The sequence below is a fragment of the Pseudomonas sp. FW507-12TSA genome, from assembly GCF_058781435.1.
On record NZ_JBYSWT010000029.1, the window covers coordinates 74,218 to 96,792 of the forward strand.

Below are 22,575 nucleotides of genomic sequence, written 5' to 3' on the forward strand. Positions count from 1 at the left end.
TCGATCGATGAAGACCACCCTGACCCTGATTGCCACCAGCATCTTGCTGGCGGCCTGCAGCAGCTCCACTCCACACCCGGACAGCGGCCTGCAAGCGCCAACGGCCTGGCATGCCCCCAACAACCGCGAAGGCCAGCAACAGGACCCGCGCTGGTGGGCCCGCTTCGGCAGCCCGGAACTGGACCGCCTGATCGCCGAAGCGCGAACCGGCAGCCATGACCTGGCAGCGGCCATGGCCCGCGTCCGCCAGGCCCAGGCCAGCGCCATCGTGGCCGGCGCCCCGCTCCTGCCCTCGGTCGAAGGCAGTTTCAATGCCAGCCGGCAAAAGCGCATGGGCGGCAAAGGCAGCAACCAGCAAGACAGCACCAGCAGCGACAAGACCACGAATACGTTCGACGCCGGGCTCAGCGCCACCTACGAAGTCGACTTCTGGGGGGGCAGGCGCGCAGCCCGCGATAGCGCTCTGCTCGGCGCCCAAGCCAGCGAATTCGACCGCGCCACCGTGGAGCTGACCCTGCTCAGCGGCGTGGCCAACAACTACGCCCAACTACTTGCGCTACGGGAACAAACGCGGATCGCCGAGCTCAACCTGGCCAACGCCCAGCGCGTCCTGCGCCTGGTCCAGACCCGCTACGACTCAGGCTCGGCCACGGCCCTGGAACTGGCCCAGCAAAAGAGCCTGGTGGCGAGCCAGCAACGCCAAGTACCGCTGGTGCAACAGCAGGCCGAAGAAGCCCTGATCACCCTCGCCACCTTGCTCGGCCGGCCAGTGCAGAGCCTGGCCCTGAACGCACAACCTTTCGCCGAGCTGACCTGGCCGGACATCGATGCCGGAGTCCCCAGCGAACTGCTGACCCGCCGCCCGGATATCGCCAGCGCCGAAGTCCGGCTCGCGGCAGCCCAGGCCGATGTCAGTGTGGCCCGGGCTGCCATGCTGCCCACCGTGACCCTGACGGCAAGGCTGGGCTCGAGCGCCAACAAGTTCGACGACGTCCTGCGCAACCCCTTCTACAACCTGGCTTCCGGCCTGGTGGCACCGATCTTCAATGCCGGGCGCCTGGGCGCGGAACGCGACCGGGCCACGGCACGCCAGGAAGAGCTGCTGGAGACCTACCGCGGGGCGATCATCAACGGCTTCGCCGATGTGGAAAAAGCCCTCAACAACATTCGCGGCCTGGACCAGCAACGGCAATGGCAGAGCGAGGAGCTGGAACAGGCGCAACGGGCGTTCGATATCGCCCAGAGTCGCTACCAGGCCGGGGCCGAAGACCTGCTATCGGTCCTGGACACCCAGCGCACCCTCTACGCTGCACAGGACCAGAATGTGCAACTGCGCCTGTCGCGATTGCAATCGAGCGTTGCGCTGTACAAGGCGCTGGGGGGCGGCTGGCAGGTATCCACGGCACCGACGCGCTAAGCCTGCAAAAGCCCCTGGACGGCTGGCCAAACCTTGTGCATCGCCAGCCGCCAGGACAACCGGTCGGTTGTTCGCCTAGAATCGACGGTTCGTCCTCCCATCCCCGAGCAAAGCGACCAATGCCCTGCAGAACCGAGCTGGACGAGCCATTGGCAGAAGCCGTATCAGCGTTGAAGGAGGCCTTCCCCGACGGTGTCGCGCCCTCCGACTACCACGCCCTGCTGGCCGTCCTGTATGAGCACTTTTCCGATCGCAACCTGGCGCAAGTCGTTGCGCAGCTGACCCAGCGCGACCCCGCACTCGTGCTGAACGACATCCACCAGGCCGTGACCCTCGCCAAACCCAGCCAGCAGGCGATCGCATCGCTGAACACCCACCTGCACCGCCACGGCGTCGCCAAGCTCCTGGCTGACGACTGAATACCCGACGCATCGACGGACCGAGCAATGGATTTCGACCACTTCAAGCAACAGCTGGACCACCAGCGCAAGGCCAACCCCATCTGGTTCGAACTGCCCTCGGACAGCCTCGCCAGCGAAGCTGCAATCATCGAATTTGAAAAGGCCATGGCGCTGCGCCTCCCTGCTCAATACCGGCATTTCCTCAAGGTATGTGGCGGCGGTTACTTTGCCTTGGGAATCGTGTATTCGCTGGACCCAACCAGCGATTTCAACCTGGGTAGAAACAACAGCGCCGGCAGCAGCCATTTGCTGTTTTCAGACAATGGCTGCGGCGACTTCTACGGCTTCGGGATAGAAAACGGCCAATGCCTGGAGCAGGTGCTGTTTTTCGACCACGGCCTCGAACAATGGCAACAGACCAAGTACCCAGGACTGTTCAGCTTCCTGGCCGCCACGGCCCTTGCCAACTGAACGTGGCGCCGCCCGGAACCAAGGCGGCTCCTGCCGCTAGAACAGCCGCTCCTTGACCTTCAAGTGCCGCGCATACCAGGGGCGACGCGGCACCTTGCGGAACAGGTCGGCCAGCTGCTTTTCATCGTCGATGAAGGTGATGCGCAGGGCCAGCTTCATGGTTTCCGGGTCCATTTCCACGCTCTTGCCCACCTGCAATCCCGGCGTGGTGCTGCAACCATGGGTCACCGGCCCCAGCCACGGGTCATCCACCTCGACCCAGCGTCCGGGAGCGAACCAGGGCACGCCGTTGACCTCCAGGCGTTCGAGCTCTCCAGGATGGAAGCGCTCGTGGGCACGGAACCAGTCTTCCAGGCGATCGTCGATCCAGCCATGGAAACGCCAGAACACCGGACTGACATGGGATGAGAAAGGGTCTCCCAGGAAGTCGTTTTCCGACTGGTACCAGCGTGCGGAGAAGTCCGCCGGATCGCGGGCCATGGGCACCGGTACGCCACTGGAAGGATCACGCGGCACCGACGCCCAGCGCATGTGCAACCAATCGTGCAGGCCCAGCTCGATCTCCGAGCCGAACTGGCCGAGGGTCAGCTTCGCCAGGTAGCGCGGGTCGCGATATTGCGACTCCCAGACCAGGAAGTTGCCCTGGTAGGTCTCGGTGGCCTTGATATCGCTGACCCACTGGCTGTATTCGTCATCGTCCTGGGCCAACCAGCAGGGCGGCAGGGAACCGCCATCGTGATTGTCGAAGTAACGAGCGAAGCCCAGGCGATCGCGCAACAACTCCGGCTGCGGCAGGGGAAAGTGCTGCCAGGACGGCAAGTCCTGCATGGACCGCGCAGTACCGAGCATGTGCCGGTGCATGAAGAAGAAATCGATCCCCGAACCATTGCGATCCTTCTTCGGGCCACGGGCATCACGCTCCTTGTCCCTGGGGCCTGGCTGCCAGCCGATACCACGCAGGGCCTCACGTTTTTCCTCGGTCAATCGATGCCACTTGTCCCGGGTGGCATGCCACAGCTGGTGGAACAGCCGATGTTCGGGGGATATCAGCCAGGTCATCAGGGTCGAGTTGAGCGCGATACGTTGCCGGGCTTCGGGGAACAGGTGCTTGGTGGCTACGAAGCGATTGTCCTGGGCAACCAGCATCAGCGGCCGGTCCAATCGCTCGACCCGGCCACTGAGGGTGCCGCTGCCGGCGTTGCCGAAATCAGCCCAGACCTCATCCAGGGTCATGCTGAACTCGTAGCTGGCAGCACCATCCAGAGCATCGGAGCGAATCAGGCGCCAGTACATCTGTCCGGGTTGCGGACTGACCAGGTCGCCCACCACTTGGTAGCGCGGCTCGCCCGGCCCTCGCAGCCCCTCGGCGGTATCCAGGTAGCCGCGCAAGCCACGCCCGCGCTGGGCGACGTCGATGAACAGCTCCAGATTCCGGGATGGCAGGCCTTCCAGGCCAGCGTCAGCGCCCTCGAAGCGAATGCTCCAGATACCTCGCAGTTGGTCCGCCAGGCGCTGCCCGGCGGTATCCGCCAGCTCCACCGCCGCTTCGCCGGGGGTGATCGGAAATTCTTCTTCACGCGTCAACTCACGATGCACGTAAAGCGCCGCCGGCACCGCAGCGCCAGTCAGCGCCAAGCCAGCCATGAACCCTCGTCGAGAAATCGTCATTGCCCTACCTGTGTCAGCCATGAAGCAGGCTTTATCCAAGCAAGGACGTTTGCTGCCGGGGGAAATTTACCGGCCGCGCCACCACGTTAAATTTCCCCCGCCGCCGCTCGTTCTCCCCAGATAGCAAAGGCTCCTGTGCCTGCACCCTGATGGCGAATCCGACTGAGATGGCAATGACTAAACCACGTTCGAAGAAGGCTCTCTACATTGGCCTGCCACTGGCCCTGGCGATTGGTGCCGGCGCCGGCTTCCTGGCCTGGGACTATTGGTTCAGGGACAACCCCGGCTACCCGGTCAAGGTGATGAAACAGGCAGAGGAGCTGCAAGAGCGGATTATTTCCTTCGACAGCCATGTGACCGTACCACTGGACTTCGGCAGTACCGGCAACGAGGCGGACAAGGACGGCTCCGGCCAGTTCGACCTGGCCAAGGCCGGGCGCGGGCGACTCTCGGGCGCCGCCCTGACGATCTTCGGCTGGCCGGAAATCTGGAACGGCCCGAACGCACCGCATCGCCCCACCGACGGTTTCGTCGACGCCGCGCGCAACGAGCAGGAGGCCCGCTACAAGATCCTCACCGGCATGGTCCGCGACTTCCCCAACCAGGTCGCCATCGCCTATACCCCGGATGATTTCCGTCGGCTGCACGGCGAAGGCAAGTTCGCCATATTCCTCAGCATGCTCAACGCCTACCCCCTGGGTACCGACCTCGACCAGCTGGACCACTGGACCGCTCGCGGCATGCGCATGTTCGGCTTCAGCTACGTGGGCAACAATGCCTGGTCGGACTCATCCCGGCCGCTACCGTTCTTCAACGACACCCCGGACGCCCTCGGCGGCCTGTCCGAGCTGGGCAAGCAGGCGGTGCACCGCCTCAACGACCTGGGGGTGATCATCGACGTCTCGCAGATGTCGACCAAGGCCCTGGAGCAGGTCAGCCAGCTGAGCCGCGCGCCCTTCGTCGCCTCCCACTCCGCCCCCCGGGCCCTGGTGGACATCCCGCGCAACCTCAGCGACAAGGAAATGCAGCTGATCAAGAACAGCGGCGGCGTGGTGCAGATCGTCGGTTTCGGCGCCTACATCCGCCCTCTGAGCCAGCCCACCCGGGACAAGCTCAATGCCCTGCGGGCGCGCTTCGACCTGCAGCCACTGACCGGCCTGGAAATGGCCCTGATGCCCGGCGACCCGATCATCACCGTCTGGCCGCCACAGCGCTTTGGCGAATACGCCAGCGCCCTGTACGGCATTCTCGAGACAGAACCCAAGGCCACCCTCAAGGACTTCGGCGATGCCATCGACTACGCCGTGAAGAAGGTTGGCATCGACCACGTAGGCATCAGTTCGGACTTCAACGATGGCGGCGGCCTGGACGGCTGGAAGGACGTCAGCGAGGGCCGCAACATCACCGCCGAGCTACTGCAACGCGGCTACAGCGAGGCCGATATCGCCAAGCTCTGGGGTGGCAACTTCCTGCGGGTCTGGGACCAGGTGCAAAAATCTGCCAAGCCCGTCGCTACTCGTTAAGTCCTTATCTGCCTAGAAGTGAATTGTCTTCATGACCGACCGTCGTAGTTTTCTCAAGCAGGCCGGGATCCTCGCCGTGGGCCTGCCCATGGCGGCAGGCGCCGCCACCCAGCCTGCCCTGTCGACCGCAACCAGAACCGCTTCCTCGCAGCCCATCGCCTCCTGGCCCGAGCTGCGCCAACTGTTCACCCAGGACCCGGACTACATCCACTTCGCCAACTTCCTGGTAACCACCCACCCCAGGCCGGTGCAAGAGGCCATCGAGCGCTATCGCGCGCAAATCGACCGCAATCCGGGCCTGGCCATGGACTGGGACCTGCAGGAAACCTGGAAACGCGAAGCCCAGGTACGCCTGTGGGCCGGCCGCTACCTGCAAGCCAAGCCCGAACAGATCGCCCTCACCGGCAGCACCAGCGAAGGCCTGGCAATGATCTACGGTGGCCTGCACGTCCGCCCGGACCAGGAAATCCTGACCACGGTGCATGAACACTACGCCACCGAGTTCAGCCTGGACTTCCGGATGCGCAAGCAAGGCACCCAGGTCCGCAAGATCAAGCTGTTCGAAAACTCCAGCCAGGTTTCCAGCGCCGAAGTGCTGGACTCCATCAAACGCGCCATCCGCCCCAATACCCGAGTGCTGGGCATGACCTGGGTGCAGTCGGGCAGCGGCGTGAAACTGCCGATCGGAGCCATCGGTCAACTGGTGGACGAGCTCAACCGAGACCGCGACGAGAAGGACCGGATCATCTACGTGGTCGACGGCGTGCACGGTTTCGGCGTGGACAATCTGGACTTCCCGCAGATGCATTGCGACTACTTCATCGCCGGCACCCACAAATGGATGTTCGGCCCTCGCGGCACCGGGATCATCTGCGCCCGCTCGGAAAAGCTCCAGGACCTGACCCCGACCATCCCGACCTTCTCCGAGGACCGCAACTTCGCTACCTCGATGACCCCGGGCGGCTACCACGCCTTCGAGCATCGCTGGGCTGCGGACGAAGCCTTCAAACTGCACCTGCAACTGAGCAAGGCCAAGGTCGAGACACGCATCCACCAGCTCAACAGCGAGCTCAAGCAGCGCCTGCAGGCCCATTCCGGGATCGAGCTGGTCACCCCGCTGGACCCGAGCCTGTCGGCAGGCTTCACCTTCTTCCGGGTCAAGGGCCAGGACTGCGACCAAGTGGCGGCCTACCTGATGCAGAACCGGGTCGTGGTCGACGCCGTGGACCGCGATGTCGGCCCAGTGGTGCGCACTGCTCCCGGCCTGCTCAACAACGAAGGTGAAATCGAGCGCTTCATGAAACTGCTGGCCAAGCGGCTCTGAGCCGCTGCACCTCCTCCAACCCTGATCGAGAACACTCATGAATTCAGACCAGAGTTCCTCCCGACCGCCGTTCAAGGCACTCGCTACCCTGGCCTTGGGCGCCCTGCTGGCCGGCCTCCTGCCGGGCACCGCCCAAGCCGGCGAACCGCAACCGGGCAAAGTCTTCAAGGACTGCAAGGACTGCCCGGAAATGGTGGTGCTGCCAGCCGGCAAATTCATCATGGGCACCCCGGACGACGAGGTCGGCCGCGAGCCCGATGAAGGCCCAATGCACGAAGTGACCTTCGCCAAGCCCTTTGCCATGAGCCGCTTCCAGATCACCGCTGCGGAGTGGGACAGCTACATCCGCCAGACCGGGGTCAAGATCCCCGATGGCGACACCCGCCCCGGGCGTGAATGCATCGCCAGCAAGCCGCGCTACCCCCAGGGGCCGCGCCAGCCGGCGGTGTGCATGAACTTTGCCGAGGTGCAGGCCTACGTGGCCTGGCTGTCGAAGAAGACCGGCCACCAATACCAGATGGTCAGCGAAGCCCAGCGCGAATATGCGGCGCGCGCCGGCTCCACCGGCCCCTTTCCCTTCCCCTTCGATGAAGGCAAGGAATACAGCATCGCCAAGCATGCCAATACCTACGGTCCGGCAGACGGCTACAGCTATACCTCGCCGGCAGGCAGCTACCCGGCCAACGCCTTCGGCATGTACGACATGCACGGCAACGTCTATGAATGGATCGCCGATTGTGAACACCCCAACTATGTAGGCGCCCCCACCGACGGCAGCGCCTGGGTCGATCCGGGTTGTGAATCGCTGCAACTGCGCGGCAACGATTGGGGCGAGGCCCCGGTGTTCTCCCGCTCGGGCAACCGCAACAATATCTACCCGCAAACCCGCGGCGACTGGATCGGTTTTCGCGTGGTACGCGTCCTCTAATCCTCTCCTGTCGGCTACACCGCAACCGGTGTAGCCGCTACCGCAGGCTACGAGGCCCACCACAAAGGCCGTCAACCCTGACGGCACCAATAGCCTGGCCCCACACCCTCTGCCTACGGCTGCTGTGCAGCTGGTCGCAGCCTGCGACAGCGGCTACAGGACAAGCCTGCCATGCCGCGCCGCAAGCCAACTCAGGGCTGTTTGGCCAACAACGCCAGCCCCTCGTGCAAGGCCGGGAACAGGCTGTTGTTGAAGTTGTTCCAGCGCAATTCGAGGATGGTGTCTTCGGGGGAAATCTCGGTATTGAGCACGTCGTGGAATACCTCGCCGGAGTCGATACCGTTGTCCACGTAGTGGAAGGAAGCCCCTGTCAGATACAGCGGTTCGGTTGGCACGGTCTCCCGGGTCGCCCAATCCACCACCTTCTCGCCCCGGGCGCCATACAAGGCATTCCAGGTGGCGTAGGCACCGCGGCGCTCATAGGGCGACTCGATACGAGTGATACCCGGATGGATGTTCATGATCCGCCGGGCGAACGGCGCACCCGGGCGCACCAGCTCGTCGAGGATCACCAGCAAGCCGTCCAGCACCACAATATCGGCCTTGAGCTCCACCAGGGTGTCGTACAGGCGACGTTCGAAATCCTGCTTGCCAGCGATGTGCTCGGCGCTGCCGCGTGGATGGCGACGGTAGGTGGATGGCACGCTCAGCAGCAGGTCGTTGACCAAGCGCCCCTGCACGGCGAGGTCCGCCGGATATAGCCACTGGCGCCCCGGCTGGTAGGCGAAACCGTAGTCGCTCACCAGCTTCTGGTCCCGTGGCGATTGCTCGTCATCGTCGTAGACCACGCCCACCAGGTTGTAGGCCTCGCCCAGAGGAGTCTGGTTCAACGCCTCCACCAGGGACTCCAGCACCGACTTCATGTAGCGCTCGTGGTCCTTGTAGGCCACCGGCTGCCCCGCCTTGTCGGCCGCGGCGTTTCGCAGGGACCAGACATACACCAGATTCTTCTTCGTCATTCGTTCGCTCTCGCTCAATGGATCAGGCACTGCGTCGATACACGTGCGCCCACAGAACAAGAACGAACCAGGCTCCGGGCAATTTATCCGGGACGCCTGCGCCCGGTGGTGGCCGGCAAAGCTAAATAGTCGCCGCGACGCTTCGTTTGTTCAGGGGTAAGGGTCCGTGTGCCCCGACCCTCTATCCACTCTCTGGGAAGTACTTATGACCGACCCCAAGCGCGGCGCCTTCAAAGGCCTGCTCGCATTGCTCAGGCCCTTTCGCAGCATAGTGCTGGTTTCCGTTGCCCTGGGCATGGCCGGCGGCCTGGCCATCACCCTGCTATTGGCCACCATCAACAACGCCCTGCACTCGGACGGCGGCATGACCCAGGGCGTGGTCCTGACCTTCGCCGCACTCTGCGCATTGGCCCTGGTCAGTTCGATCGTCTCGGACGTCGGTACCAACTACGTGGGCCAGAGGATCATCGCCGCCCTGCGCAAGGACCTGGGCGAGAAGGTGCTCTCAGCGCCCATCGAGCAAATCGAGCGATATCGCACCCATCGCCTGATCCCGGTACTGACCCATGATGTCGATACCATCAGCGACTTTTCCTTTTCCTTCACTCCACTAGCCATCGCTAGCACTGTCACCCTCGGCTGCCTGTGTTACCTGGCGTACCTTTCAATCCCCATGTTCCTGATGATGGTGCTGGCGATTGTGATCGGTACTGCCGTGCAGTACGTAGCGCGCTCAGCAGGTATCAAGGGGTTCGATGCCGCTCGCGACCAGGAAGACGAACTACAACGCTACTACACCGCAATTGCTTCCGGCGCCAAGGAGCTGCGTATACACCGCCCTCGGCGCTTCCGGATGAACGCGCATCGAATTCAGGCTACCGCCGACCGCATCAGCGATATTCAAGTGCGTTCGGTCAACATCTTCATCGTTGCCAAAACATTCGGCTCAATGCTGTTCTTCGTGGTCATCGGCTTGGCACTGGCCATCCAGGCCTTTAATCCGGATCCAGACCCCTCAGTTATCACCGGCTTCGTGCTGGTACTGCTTTACATGAAGGGACCACTCGAGCACGTAGTTACCGCCCTTCCCATCGTCAGCCGCGCACAGATCGCGTTCAGGCGTATTGCCGAGTTGTCCGAGCGCTTCTCCTCACCTGAACCGCATTTACTACTGGTCGATAGCGAAGCCCCGCAGTCGGTAGTCCATAGCCTGGAGCTGCGCGGGGTGAGCTACAGCCCTCCACCGGTAGAGGGCAGCGAACCGTTCCACCTGGGGCCGATCAACCTGAGCATCAAGCAGGGCGACATCGTCTTCATCGTCGGTGAGAACGGCTGCGGCAAGACCACCCTGATCAAGCTGCTGCTGGGCCTGTACCAGCCCCAGTCCGGGGAGATCCGCCTCAACGGCGAAACCGTGACCGACCAGGCCCGGGACGACTACCGGCAACTGTTCACCACGGTTTTTGCCGACTACTACCTGTTCGACGACCTGGTCCAGGGCAATGCCGGCAAATCGCTGGACGTCGCCACCCAGTACCTGGATCGCCTGGAGATCGCCCACAAGGTCAGCGTCAAGAATGGCGCGTTCACCACCACCGACCTGTCCACCGGCCAACGCAAGCGCCTGGCCCTGGTCAACGCCTGGCTGGAAGAACGACCGGTGCTGGTGTTCGACGAATGGGCCGCCGACCAGGACCCGGCCTTCCGGCGGATTTTCTATACCGAGCTGCTGCCCGACCTCAAGCGCCTGGGCAAGACCATCATCGTGATCAGCCACGACGACCGTTATTTCGACATCGCCGACCAACTGGTGCGCCTGCGCGCCGGCAAGGTCGTACACGAAATGGAACCGGCTTGAGTTTTTTTTCCGGTTTGTTCAAGGAGGAACGTCTTACCAGTGGTAATGAGAATTAACCGCAATAAATATCTATAACTGCCCACTACACAGAAGAGAAATCATCCATGTCTGCACTACTCGGTCTCAGTTCCCTGAGTAAAGCGCGATCCATGCGACGAGCCTTGAACGTTAACCTGCTACCCAGCGCCCTGGCGCTGGCAGTTTCGATGCCGATCGCCGGTTACGTTCAAGCTCAGGAAATCGAAATCGATGTACCGGCGCAATCTCTGGGCAGTGCCCTCCAGGAATTCGGTCGGCAGACTAACCTGCAGGTGCTGTATAACCCGGCGGATGTACAGGGTCAGCAAAGCACTGCAGTCAAAGGCAAGATGGAACCCCAGCTAGCCATTCGCAAGCTGCTGATAGGGACCCGTACGAACTACAGCCTCAATGGTAGCTCGCTGACCATCAATGCTCTCGGCGCCAGCTCCGCCGGACTTGAACTGGCCCCGACCCAAGTAACTGCCAACCAGTTAGGCAACGTTACCGAAGGCACAGGCTCCTACACGCCCGGTACCATTGCCACCGCGACTCGATTGGCCTTGACTCCCCGGCAAACTCCACAATCGATCACTGTCATCACGCGCCAGCACATGGATGACTTCGCACTCAAGTCCATCGACGATGTGATGCGGCACACGCCGGGTATTACCGTGTCGACTTATGACAGCGAACGAACCAACTACTATGCACGGGGCTTCTCCGTCGAGAACTTCCAGTATGACGGCATCCCTACCCTGCGCAACTCGGCTTACTCCTCTGGTCAAACCCTGAGCGACATGGCCATCTATGATCGGGTGGAAATCCTCAAGGGGGCCACGGGCTTGCTCACCGGAGCTGGTGCTCCCGGCGCCACCATCAACCTGATACGCAAGAAACCGACTCGCGACTTCAAGAGCAGCCTCGAACTGGGTGCCGGCAGCTGGGACAATTATCGTTCGCAAATCGACGTCAGCGGCCCACTGACGGACAGTGGCAATCTGCGCGGACGTGCAGTAGCGGCATATCAGGACAAGCGCTCGTTCATGGACCGCTACTCACGCAAGACCAGCGTGTACTTCGGCACTCTGGAGGCAGACCTGACCGATGACACATTGCTGACTGTAGGATTCGACTATCAGAACAGCGATCCTCGCAACGCAGGATGGTCGGGTAGCCGTCCTCTGTTCGATCGCAACGGCGACCGGATCGACGCCAAACGCTCTTTCAACAACGGAGCCAAATGGAGCAGTTGGGAACAGTACACTCAAAGCGTGTTCTCGACCCTGGAACACAGCTTCGCAAATGGCTGGGTAGCCAAGGGTCAATTGACTCACCAGATCAATGGCTATGACGCCCCGCTGGGAGCGATCCAGCTCGGCCCGTACCCTGCTACCGGCAAATCGACTCTCTATGCAAACAAGTACACTGGGAAGACCCGTACCGATGCGGTCGATGTGTACGCCAGCGGCCCGTTTAGCCTGCTGGGCCGTGAACATGAACTGGTCATAGGTGCCGCAGCTTCAACGGCCCACTGGAAAGGCAAGGGCTATGGTGCTCCGATCCATGCCAATGGCAACGTCATCGATTTCTGGAACTTCAACGGTAACTTCCCGGAGCCAGACTGGGGAGAACCATCCCAGATTAATGATCAGACTACCCGGCAAACCGCCACCTACATCACTGGTCGCTTCAACCTCACGGACGATCTGAATCTTATTCTTGGAACCCGGGTCGCCAACTACAGATTGACAGGAACCGATGACTCCAAGGAAACCGGAAGGCTGGTGCCTTATGTCGGCGCCACCTACGACCTGAACGACAACTTCACCGCGTATGCCAGCTATACCGATATTTTCATGCCTCAGGTCGATCGCGACCGCAACAACAAGTTGCTGGAACCGGATGAGGGCAAGAACTACGAAGTGGGTCTGAAGGGCGAATTCTTCGACGGCCGACTCAATACCAGCCTGGCGTACTTCGAAGTACATGAAGACAACCGTCGGGAACCGGACGCTGAATACAATGGCAATCCTACCAATCCGGCAGTCGGTTACGCATACAAAGGCATTACCGCCAAGACCAAAGGGTTCGAGGCAGAAATGTCCGGTGAGCTGGCTCCCGGATGGCAAGCCCAAGCGGGTTATACCCATAAGGTGGTGCGTGACCAGGGTGGTACCAAAGTCTCGACCTGGGAACCCCAGGACCAACTCAGCTTCTATACCTCATACAAACTCAAGGGCCCTCTGGACCGCTGGACAATCGGTGGCGGCGCTCGCTGGCAGAACAAGAGTTGGCAGAACCTGTACAACCGCCCCAAGAAAAGCTACGAAGACTTCTCGCAAGAGGCCTATTGGCTGGTGGATGTAATGGCGCGGTACCAGGTCACGGAAAACCTGTCTGCTTCCCTGAACATTAACAACCTGTTCGACAAGTTCTACTACACCAACATTGGCTTCTATAACACTGCTTACTATGGAGACCCACGCAACGTGATGGTAAGCACTCGCTGGGACTTCTAAAGCAAGTACCTATGAGCACCATGAATAACCCCGCCTAGGCGGGGTTTTTCATGGTTGCGACACAACGAACCTGAATAAAGCCAGGTTAGTGCCTGGCCTCTTTCAAAAGCCTTGCAAAGGACTCGACAAATTCGGGGTTATCAACAATTCGATCATGGGTAGAGTCGATCACCAGCGAAGCATTCAGGCGCTGCCCGGTTCCCTTCTCCAACGCTGACTGAATAACCTGGCGATCCATTTCAGACTTGCTCCTAGCAGCCCACCAACAACTGATGGGCGCTAGAAGAGGCTTGTAGTCAGCGTCCTGCAAACGCTCGTCAAGCACGCGCTTCAGAGCCCATGAAACCTCCAGCTCACCGCCCTGCGCCAGCTCGTCACACAAGCTGATGAATGCCTGCCCCAGATGCAACTCAGCCCATTCGGCGAATTTCTTCCAACGCTGCTCTGCTGGCCTATCCGAGTGTTTGATGTCCTGCCAGGCCTGTTCAATGGCCTCAGCGGACTCCCCAAACATGACTGTCAGCAACTCGATGCGCTTGTCATCATCCGAGCCGGCTGCGACAACTTCCTCAACCATGGTCCTATCTCGATCCCAGAACGCGCTGACATGCATCGGCGGTGGAGCATCAATCGCACCGACGAACGCTACTGTTCTTCCGCGAGCCTCCAGGTACTCGGCAACCTCCAACGCGAGGTTGCCACCCAAGGACCAGCCACCGAGGAAGCAAGGCCCTTCAGGTTGGGTATCCAGGATCTGCTCTGCATACTCCCGGACCATTTCACTCCAGCTTGGCACCTGGCTTTGCGGCTCTATCAGTGCCCGACAAATAATCCCGTACACCGGCATCTCACCGCGCAAAGCCATTGCAACGGCCTTGTAGCAGTGCACCGAACCAAAGCTTGGATGGAGCAGGAAAAGTCCCGTGGCGCCCTTATAACCATTCAGATTGACGATCAAAGATCGCTGCGGCTCTTCACTGGCATCATCGGCCAATGCCTTTACCGTCGAACGGGTCATTAACTGGTTGACTGTCAGGGACAGTCCGCATTGGCTGGCCAAGCGCTCCTTCACAATCAGCAGCAACAGCGAATGACCACCCAACTCGAAGAAATTGTCTTCGCGCCCCACCTTCTCAACACCCAGGATATCCTGCCAGATGTCCGCGATTTTCTGCTCCAACACAGTCTGAGGCGGAACATATTCATGTAATCGGCTCTGTGTATCTGGTCGTGGTAAAGCCTTGCGTTCCAACTTGCCATTAGGACTCAACGGCATACGATCCAACTTCATCCACTGAGCAGGAACCATGAACCCTGGCAGGCTCTGCGCGAGATGCGAAACAAGGAGTTCTTTCCACCGCGGCACATCGCCCTCCAACACGACATAACCAACCAACTGGACACTATCCAGGGCCAGCACTGCAGCCTCCAGTACCTGCTCGTGCTCCAGCAAGCGGGCCTCGATCTCACCCAATTCAATACGTAAACCACGCAACTTGACCTGATGATCAATACGACCGGCGTACTCGATCACTCCGTCGGCACGGTAACGTGCGAGGTCACCCGTGCGGTACATCCTCTCTCCTGGCACAAACGAACTGGCAACGAAGCGCTCGGACGTCAGGGCAGGCCGACGGTGATATCCACGGGCCAATCCTTTGCCGGCCAAATACAGCTCACCGAGCACTCCAGCAGGAACCGGCTCCAGATTACTGTCGAGGATATAGCAGCCAAGATTGGCGATCGGGATGCCAATCGGCACCGAATCCTTGCCCTCATCGATACAGGACCAATGAGTTACGTCGATCGCTGCCTCGGTAGGACCATATAGGTTATACAACCTTGCCTGTGGCAATTTCCCGAACACTTGCTGCTGGGCATCGACCGGCAACGCTTCGCCACTACAGATGATACGTTGCAACTCCTTACAGCTCTGCACCTCGTCATTCTGGAGAAACGCTTGCAGCATCGATGGCACGAAGTGCAACGTAGTAACCCCTTCACGATTGATGAGCTCGACCAACCTCGCTGGATCACGGTGATCACCCGGAGCGGCCATCACCAGGCGCGCTCCTGTCATCAGAGGCCAGAAGAACTCCCATACCGATACATCGAAACTGAACGGTGTTTTTTGCAACACCGTATCATTGCCGCTAATCGCATAGGCCTGCTGCATCCAACACAGTCGATTGGTCAATGCGCGATGGCTATTACCTGCCCCCTTGGGATTCCCAGTAGAACCAGAGGTGTAGATCACATAGGCAAGGTTCTCACCAGCCAGCTCAATGGCCGGATTACACTCGCTGAACCTCTCGAGCCAGGCATCATCTTGGCCGAGATCAATACGCTTTACGCCCTCTGCCTCCGGCAAATGCAAGTGCGCTTGGCTCAAAAGCAGCTTCACTGAACTGTCTTCAAGCATGTACTGCAGCCGCTCCGGCGGATAGTCCGGGTCGAGGGGCACATAGGCGCCTCCCGCCTTTAGAATGGCCAGCAGCCCTACCACCATCTCCAGGGAGCGCTCCAATGCGATCCCCACCAGGCTATCAGGACCTACTCCCAATTCCATCAGTGCGTGGGCCAGACGGTTAGCCCGGCGATTCAACTGTGCATAACTCAAAGATTGCGCAGCGAAGACAAGTGCTGGAGCATCGGGTACCCGCAGGACTTGCTCCTCGAAGAACTGATGAACGCGTCGCTCGAATGGATACACGACCTGAGTGGAGTTCCAACCGTCGACGATCTGGGTGCGCTCCTGGGCATCGAGCATTTCAAGGGTATCGACCCTGGCGTCAGGCGTATCGATCATGGCACGCAACAGGCTCTGCCAATGTCGAGCCATACGCTCGACGGTCGCCCCACTAAAGAGATCGGTGGCATAGCTGAATGAGGCCCAGATACGGTCCTCGCCCTCATTGATATCCAGGCTCAAGTCAAATTGCGCAGTGCGGCTGGTCCAGTCCAGCCTCTCCAGAACAAGTTCTGAGGCAGGCTGTTCCGAGGTACCGCCCCCTGAGTGGCTCTGATGGTTGAACAGCACCTGAAATAACGGGCTGTAACTGGTACTACGCTCAGGACGCAAGGCTTCTACCAACTGCTCGAAAGGCAGGTCCTGGTGGGCCTGCGCTTCCAACGCTCGCTGGCGAACCTGGCGCAACAGTGTGCTGACACTCGTCAGGTCATCGATGTCTGCCTTCATGACCTGGGTATTAACGAAGAAACCGATCAGTCGCTCGGTTTCTACCCGGTTGCGGTTGGCCGTAGGTACACCGACGCGAATGTCCTGCTGGCCACTATAGCGATGCAGCAACAACTGGAACGAGGCGAGCAGGACCATGAAACTGGTGGCGCCTTCACGCTGAGCTAATGCCCGGACACCTGACACCAGGGCTTTGTCCAGCATGAGATCCAGCGACGCCCCTCTATAGCTCTGTATTGCTGGACGTGGATGATCCAGCGGTAACTCCAGAACGGGTTGCTCTCCACCCAGCAAGCAACACCAATAATCCAGCTGGCGCTCTTTCTCGCCCGCTTCCATCCAACTGCGCTGCCACAACGCATAGTCCGCGTATTGAATCGGCAAGCGCGGCAGGTCGACCTGCAATCCACGGCTCTTGGCGCCATAAAGCTGCACCAGCTCTTCCACCATCACATGCATCGAACGGCCATCGGAAATGATGTGATGCTGAACCAGGACCAGCACATGCTCTCGCTCCCTCAGACGGATCAGGTTGATCCGTAGCAACGGCCCGCGCTCCAGATCAAATGGACGGGCTATCTCCTGCTCGACACGTGCCTGTAGCGCATCTTCCTCCATATCCTCGAAAACGATGTCTACCGTGGCGTCAGGCAGAATCTCCTGCAGCATCCGCTCACCTTCCTGGCGAAATCGCGTACGCAGGCTTTCATGCCGTGCGATCAACGCCTGGAAGCTGGCCTGTAGCGCAGCTACATCCAACTCGCCTTTCAAGCGCATCACGCTAGGAATGTGGTAAGCGCTGCTGTCAGGCTCCAGTTGCCAAAGAAACCACTGGCGCTCCTGCGCATAAGAAAGCGGAATACCATGGGTCTCAAGCCGCACCTCGGGGATGGGCAGGTTGGCAGGTGATACACCTTCCTGCTGCATTCGTTGCAAATAGACCTTACGTTGCTCCAATGGCAGTCCGATAAAACGTTTAACAATCTTGTTCGCTACCAGACTATCCATCACAGCTGCTCCATTTCATCGAGAAGAGAATCCAGCAACGACAGCTTCTCCATGCTGACGGCCGAATCCTGTGCTTGCAGCCGCTGCGCCAACTGCTGCAGTTCGGCATGCTGGAAGAGTTCCTGCACACTGATCTTCGCCCCTAGCTCGAGTTGGATACGGGACATGACATTGATGACAAGCAACGAATGCCCGCCCAGCTCGAAGAAGTTATCGGTAAGACCCACTTGCTCAACGCCCAAAACATCCCGCCATATAGCAGCAAGCTGCTTTTCCAAGTCACTTCGGGGAGCCACGTATTCGCCCTGCAACACACGAGTGTCTGGTTCGGGCAAGGCCTTGCGGTCCAACTTTCCGCTTGGAGTAAGGGGCATATGGGGCAAGCGCATGAGCAGCCTCGGCACCATGTACTCCGGAAGCTGGTCCTGCAGAGCGCTACGTAGCCGGTGGCTGTGCTCGGTCTCCTCAAGAGCTGTAGACTCAGCGATGTAATAACCCAGCAACTGGTTGCCTGCCTCTCCCTGGCGCAGAATCACTTCGGCCTGAACCACACCGGTCTGGACCTGCAGCAAGGAGCGGATCTCATCCAGCTCAACCCGGAACCCCCGAACCTTGATCTGCTGGTCGAGACGCCCCAGGTACTCCAATGCCCCATCTTCAGCCCAACGCACACGGTCGCCGGTTCGATACAACCGCATACCTTCGCCCATGAAAGGATCGGCGATGAAACGTTCGGCTGATAATCCCGGACGTCCGAGGTAACCACGAGCCAGGCCAGCACCACCGACATACAGCTCTCCGGCCACACCTGTGGGAAGAGGATTCAGGTCACGATCCAACACTCGGCAAATTACGTTCCCCAAAGGACGGCCTATCGGCGAACGCGCACCATCTAACGGGGTGCAATGCCAGTAAGTGGCATTGATTGCGGTTTCCGTAGGTCCGTACCGGTTGTGCAGGATCGTTCCCGGAAGCAGCTTCAGCACCTGGTCACGCAAGTCGGTCGTCAGCGCCTCCCCCCCGGAAAACATCCGGCGCAAGCTTGTACAAGCAGAAATACCTGGTACGTCCATGAACATCCGCAGCAATGGCGGCACAAAGTGCAAAGTGGTTACGGCATAACGCTGTACTAGCTCCATCAGACGTACCGGATCACGGTGTTCGCCTGGCGCTGCCAAAGCCAGCCGAGAACCTGTGAACAACGGCCACAGGCACTCCCAGACCGATACGTCAAAGCTCATCGGAGCCTTCTGCAGCAGCACATCATCGACCTGAAGGGCGTAAGTTGCCTGCATCCAAAGCAAGCGTTGTGCCAGCGCCCCATGACTGACTCCCACCCCCTTGGGCTTGCCAGTAGATCCAGAGGTGTAAATCACGTACATGAGATTCTCGCCGCTCACTACCTGCGGCGGATTGGCCTCGCCGTAACCCGCCAACCAGGCATGATCACCGTCTAAATCCAAGCGTTGTACCCCATCGCTGGATGGCAACTGCAGATGGGATTGACTCAGCAGCAACTTCACGCCGCTGTCCTTGATCATGTAGGCCAGGCGCTCTTCCGGATACTCAGGATCCAGAGGCACATAAGCCCCCCCGGCCTTGAGAATCGCCAGCAGCGCGACAATCATTTCAAAGGAACGCTCCACCGCAATCCCGACCAGCGTCTCGGCTCCGACACCACGCTCGACCAACGCATGAGCCAATCGGTTGGCATGGCTGTTCAGTTCACGATAAGTCAGTTGTCGCTCACCAAAAATAAGTGCCGTGGCCTGAGGAGTGCGTTCGACTTGCTGCTCGATCAGATGCTGTATTGGGGCCCAAGAGTACTCTGCAGAGAGTCCATGCTCGTTAGCCGCCAAACATTGTTGCTGCATATCAGTCAGCAGCATCAGCGAGCCCAGGGGGGCTTGAGGCCTCTCAACCAATTCACTCAACAGATGCAGTAAATGTTGATTGAGACGTTCAATGGTTTCCGGGCAAACCTCAGCAAGGTCATAGCTGTAGTGCAGCGTCAGGGTCTCTCCGACACCTACCGCTATCGACAATGGGTAATGCGTCTGTTCCCGGCTGACTACGCTGCCAAAACGGACGCCTTGAGGCGCTCCTTGCTCCAATACCTGCGAAACAGGATAGTTTTCAAACACCAGAATGGTGTCGAACAACGTCTCGCCTCCCAAGCCAGCCAGGCGCTGCACTTCGAACAAGGGCGTGTGCTCTTGCTCACGCAGCGCAAGGTTCTGCCCCTGTATCTGCTGCATCCATTGCGCTGCAGGCACATCCGGTCTCAATGTCGCAACCACGGGCAGGGTATTGATGAACAAACCAACCTGCTGCTCTACCCCACGCAACTCTGCCGGACGACCTGATACTGTAGCGCCGAAAGCCACAGTGTCTTGTCCGGTATAGCGTTGCAGCAATAACAACCATGCCGATTGCACCAAGGTATTGAGTGTTATCTTCTGGCCCTGGGCGAAGCTCTTGAGCTTGATCATCTGCTGGCGATCCAACTCATGTGCAAGCTCTCCCAACCCCGAAGACCCGTGACGCAGGTTCTGCGACAGTGCTTGGAACAATCTCGTTGGCTCATCCAGATTGGCCAACTGGGTTTTCCAGAATGCCTCCTGGGACGATTTGTCCTGCACCTGCAGCCAGGCGATGAAATCCCTGTAGCGACCTAGCTGGGCCTCTGGAACATGCCCGGCATAACGCTCCAATACCTCACCAAACAGTTGTGAGCTGCTCCAGCCATCCATCAGGATGTGGTGACTGGTGTAGATCAAATGACAACGCTGCATACCGGTATGAACCACCGCCAGTCGAATCAAGGGCGGGCACTCGAGGTTGAAGCCCTGCACTCGCTCGGATTCGGCCAAGGTATCCAGCTCCCGTGGCGATTCGCTCCTGTCTTGTAGATCCGCCTCGATGAAAGATACCTCTGCATGGCGATGAACCACCTGGAGCGGCTGCTCCAGATCGCCACGCCAGATGAAACCGGTACGCAGGATGTCGTGATTTTCTACGGTGGCCTGCCAGGCAGCCTTGAACCGCGGCAGATCCAACCCCTCTACATCGACCCGCATCTGGTTGACGTAGTCGCCCGCCTGCGGCTCATACAGTGCGTGGAACAGCATCCCTTGCTGCATGGGTGATAACGGATAGAGATCATCTACCTCCATCAATGCCAAAGAATCCAATTGCCCCTGGCTGAGCTTCGCCAGGGGGAAGTCCGATGGAGTAAAACCGCGGCTTGCCGGTAGGCAGCAATGCTCGATCAAACCCTGCAGCTCCAGCGCGTAATCATCGGCCAGGTGCTGCACGGTTTGCTCGGAGAACATCTCACGACTGAAACTCCAGTTCAGGCTCAACTCACCACCATAAACCTGGCCGTTGATTTCCAACCAGTTGCCCAACATGGCCTCATCACTCTGATCCGGGCCGACTGCTTCACCGGTGGGAGTAAAGAATGGGCGGTCTGCAGAATCATCGAAACTGCCATCGAATTGGCCCAGATAGTTAAAGGTGATTCTGGGTTTTGCCAACTCATCGAGGGTCTTCCTCGCGTGCTCATCACCCAGGTAACGCAGAGCCCCAAAACCAACGCCCTTATCGGGAATCGCACGCAACTGCTCCTTGATCCGCTTGATCGAGTCAGCGAGTGTCTGCGCAGGGGTCAATGCCACGGGATACAGGCTGGTGAACCAGCCCACGGTACGGGTCAGGTCAATGTCATCGAACAGATCTTCACGACCATGTCCTTCAAGCTTGACCAGCAGCGAAGCATGGCCGGTCCAACGGGTGATAACCCGTGAAAGCGCCGTCAGAAGCAGGTCGTTGATCTGGGTGCGATAAGCTGCCGGAGCCTCTTGCAACAATCGACGGGTATAGGATTGATTCAGATGCGTGCTTACGGATAGCGCCAGCTTGTTCTGTAAGCCGCCTTGGGGGTTGTCACAAGGCAATCCAGACTCGACGCCTCGTAATTGCGCTTGCCAGAACCCCAATTCGTCCTGGAGCGCAGGCCCCTGTGCGTGAACTCGCAGACGCTCAGCCCAAGCCTTGGTAGAGCTGGTCTTGGCAGGTAATACCACCTGAGCCCCAGCGCGAACCTGGCAATAGGCCGTTTGCAGATCCTCTAGAAGAATCCGCCAAGACACACCATCGACAACCAGATGGTGGATTACCAACAGCAATCGCTGGGAACCATCGGGCAGCTCAGCCAAGACAGCGCGCAACAATACCCCTTGGGCCAGGTCCAGGCTACGCTGCGCCTTGTTACCCAAAGGCTCGAGCGCTTCGACAGAGTCAAGGGTCACTTGCCAGAGCAAGCCTTCAGCCGCTTGCAGTTCATCCAGGCCACGATAATGTCCCTGCCAACCCGTGGGCGCTTCAGTAAAGCTCAAACGCAAGGCATCGTGGTGTGCGATCAAAGCTCCAAGTGCCTGCTGCAATAGATATCCGTCGAGCAATTCTCCAGGGCGCAGAACCACAGATTGGTTCCAATGCTGGCGCTCGGCAATGTCCTCTTGGAAGAAGAACTGCTGGATCGGCAGCAGCAGTGCATCTCCTGCTACCGGCCCCTGGTCGATGACCAGGCCTTCGCCCCCCTCCCTGGCGACCGAGGCCAGGCTTTGCACGGTCTGGTGCTGGAACAGGTCCTTGGGCGTAAAGCGCACGCCGGCTTGCCGCGCACGGCTCACCACCTGGATCGAGATGATCGAATCACCGCCCAGCTCGAAGAAGTTGTCGTTGATTCCCACCCGTGGCAGGCGCAGGACCTCGGCCCAGATCGCTGCGATTTTCCCTTCCAGTTCACTCTGCGGAGCCACATAGGCTTGCTGCAACTGACTGGCGTCCGGCTGTGGCAGCCCTTTGCGATCCAGCTTGCCGTTAGGAGTCAGCGGCATGCGTTCGAGGAACATCAGGTGCGCCGGCACCATGTAGTCCGGCAGGCGCGCCTTGAGCGCCTGGCGCAGCGCGTCGCGGCATTGCGCTTGCGCCACGGCGTCGCTCACCAGCTCCGGGTCCACCGGTACCACATAGGCCACCAACTGCTTGCCGCTGAGGCCACTTTGCGCCACCACCACGGTTTCCCGCACAGCCTCCTGCTCACGCAGGCGCGCCTCGATCTCACCCAGTTCGATCCGGAAGCCGCGGATCTTCACCTGGTGGTCGACCCGGCCCAGGTAGTCCACCACCCCATCGGGGCGGCCACGGGTCAG

The 22,575-nt window shown here is 59.8% G+C and carries 11 protein-coding genes and 1 pseudogene; 8 read left to right on the forward strand and 4 right to left on the reverse strand.

The window, feature by feature from the left end:
• The first annotated feature begins 7 nt into the window (after nt 1-7).
• From AC3WK8_RS24400 to AC3WK8_RS24410, 3 genes are all read left to right on the forward strand, one after another.
• On the forward strand, nt 8-1,417 hold the full coding sequence (locus AC3WK8_RS24400; protein ID WP_103326024.1) for an efflux transporter outer membrane subunit: 1,410 nt from the start codon (nt 8-10) through the stop codon (nt 1,415-1,417).
• Between the two features lie 119 nt (nt 1,418-1,536).
• Nucleotides 1,537-1,836, forward strand: coding sequence for a DUF3349 domain-containing protein (locus AC3WK8_RS24405; RefSeq protein ID WP_085600129.1), 300 nt, complete (start codon nt 1,537-1,539; stop codon nt 1,834-1,836).
• 27 nt (nt 1,837-1,863) lie between these two features.
• On the forward strand, nt 1,864-2,289 hold the full coding sequence (locus tag AC3WK8_RS24410; protein WP_103326023.1) for an SMI1/KNR4 family protein: 426 nt from the start codon (nt 1,864-1,866) through the stop codon (nt 2,287-2,289).
• A gap of 36 nt (nt 2,290-2,325) precedes the next feature.
• Here the strand turns inward: AC3WK8_RS24410 and pvdP are convergent, their stop codons facing one another.
• A complete protein-coding gene (pvdP, locus tag AC3WK8_RS24415) occupies nt 2,326-3,957 on the reverse strand; it encodes a pyoverdine maturation tyrosinase PvdP (protein ID WP_085600133.1) in 1,632 nt (543 codons plus the stop codon).
• Nucleotides 3,958-4,130: 173 nt separating this feature from the next.
• Here pvdP and pvdM point away from each other — a divergent pair, with 173 nt between their 5' ends.
• From pvdM to pvdO, 3 genes are read left to right on the forward strand one after another with little or no spacing between them, the layout of a single operon-like run.
• The gene (gene pvdM / locus AC3WK8_RS24420; RefSeq protein WP_085600135.1) at nt 4,131-5,480 is read left to right on the forward strand and encodes a pyoverdine-tailoring dipeptidase-like protein PvdM; all 1,350 of its coding nucleotides are present in this window, start codon (nt 4,131-4,133) and stop codon (nt 5,478-5,480) included.
• Between the two features lie 31 nt (nt 5,481-5,511).
• Nucleotides 5,512-6,804, forward strand: coding sequence for a pyoverdine-tailoring periplasmic protein PvdN (gene pvdN / locus AC3WK8_RS24425; RefSeq protein ID WP_103326022.1), 1,293 nt, complete (start codon nt 5,512-5,514; stop codon nt 6,802-6,804).
• A gap of 37 nt (nt 6,805-6,841) precedes the next feature.
• Nucleotides 6,842-7,732, forward strand: coding sequence for a dihydropyoverdine dehydrogenase (gene pvdO / locus AC3WK8_RS24430; protein ID WP_085600139.1), 891 nt, complete (start codon nt 6,842-6,844; stop codon nt 7,730-7,732).
• A 191-nt stretch (nt 7,733-7,923) separates the two neighbouring features.
• On the opposite strand, the gene AC3WK8_RS24435 is transcribed toward pvdO, so the two are convergent.
• Nucleotides 7,924-8,751 carry a formyl transferase gene (locus AC3WK8_RS24435; protein ID WP_068582731.1) on the reverse strand — a complete coding sequence of 276 codons (828 nt, stop codon included), beginning with the start codon at nt 8,749-8,751 and terminating at the stop codon, nt 7,924-7,926.
• A 205-nt stretch (nt 8,752-8,956) separates the two neighbouring features.
• Here AC3WK8_RS24435 and AC3WK8_RS24440 point away from each other — a divergent pair, with 205 nt between their 5' ends.
• Nucleotides 8,957-10,609 (forward strand): cyclic peptide export ABC transporter, encoded by a 1,653-nt coding sequence (locus tag AC3WK8_RS24440; RefSeq protein WP_103326021.1) that lies wholly within the window; start codon nt 8,957-8,959, stop codon nt 10,607-10,609.
• Nucleotides 10,610-10,713: 104 nt separating this feature from the next.
• Entirely contained in the window at nt 10,714-13,149 is a 2,436-nt protein-coding gene (locus AC3WK8_RS24445) for a TonB-dependent siderophore receptor (protein WP_103326020.1), read from the forward strand.
• A gap of 85 nt (nt 13,150-13,234) precedes the next feature.
• Here AC3WK8_RS24445 and AC3WK8_RS24450 read toward each other — a convergent pair whose 3' ends face one another.
• Together AC3WK8_RS24450 and AC3WK8_RS24455 are read right to left on the reverse strand one after the other, a co-directional pair.
• The gene (locus AC3WK8_RS24450) at nt 13,235-14,167 is read right to left on the reverse strand and encodes a thioesterase domain-containing protein (protein WP_404943306.1); all 933 of its coding nucleotides are present in this window, start codon (nt 14,165-14,167) and stop codon (nt 13,235-13,237) included.
• Nucleotides 14,168-22,575: pseudogene (locus AC3WK8_RS24455) on the reverse strand (amino acid adenylation domain-containing protein); the annotation flags it as partial. It abuts the gene before it with no gap.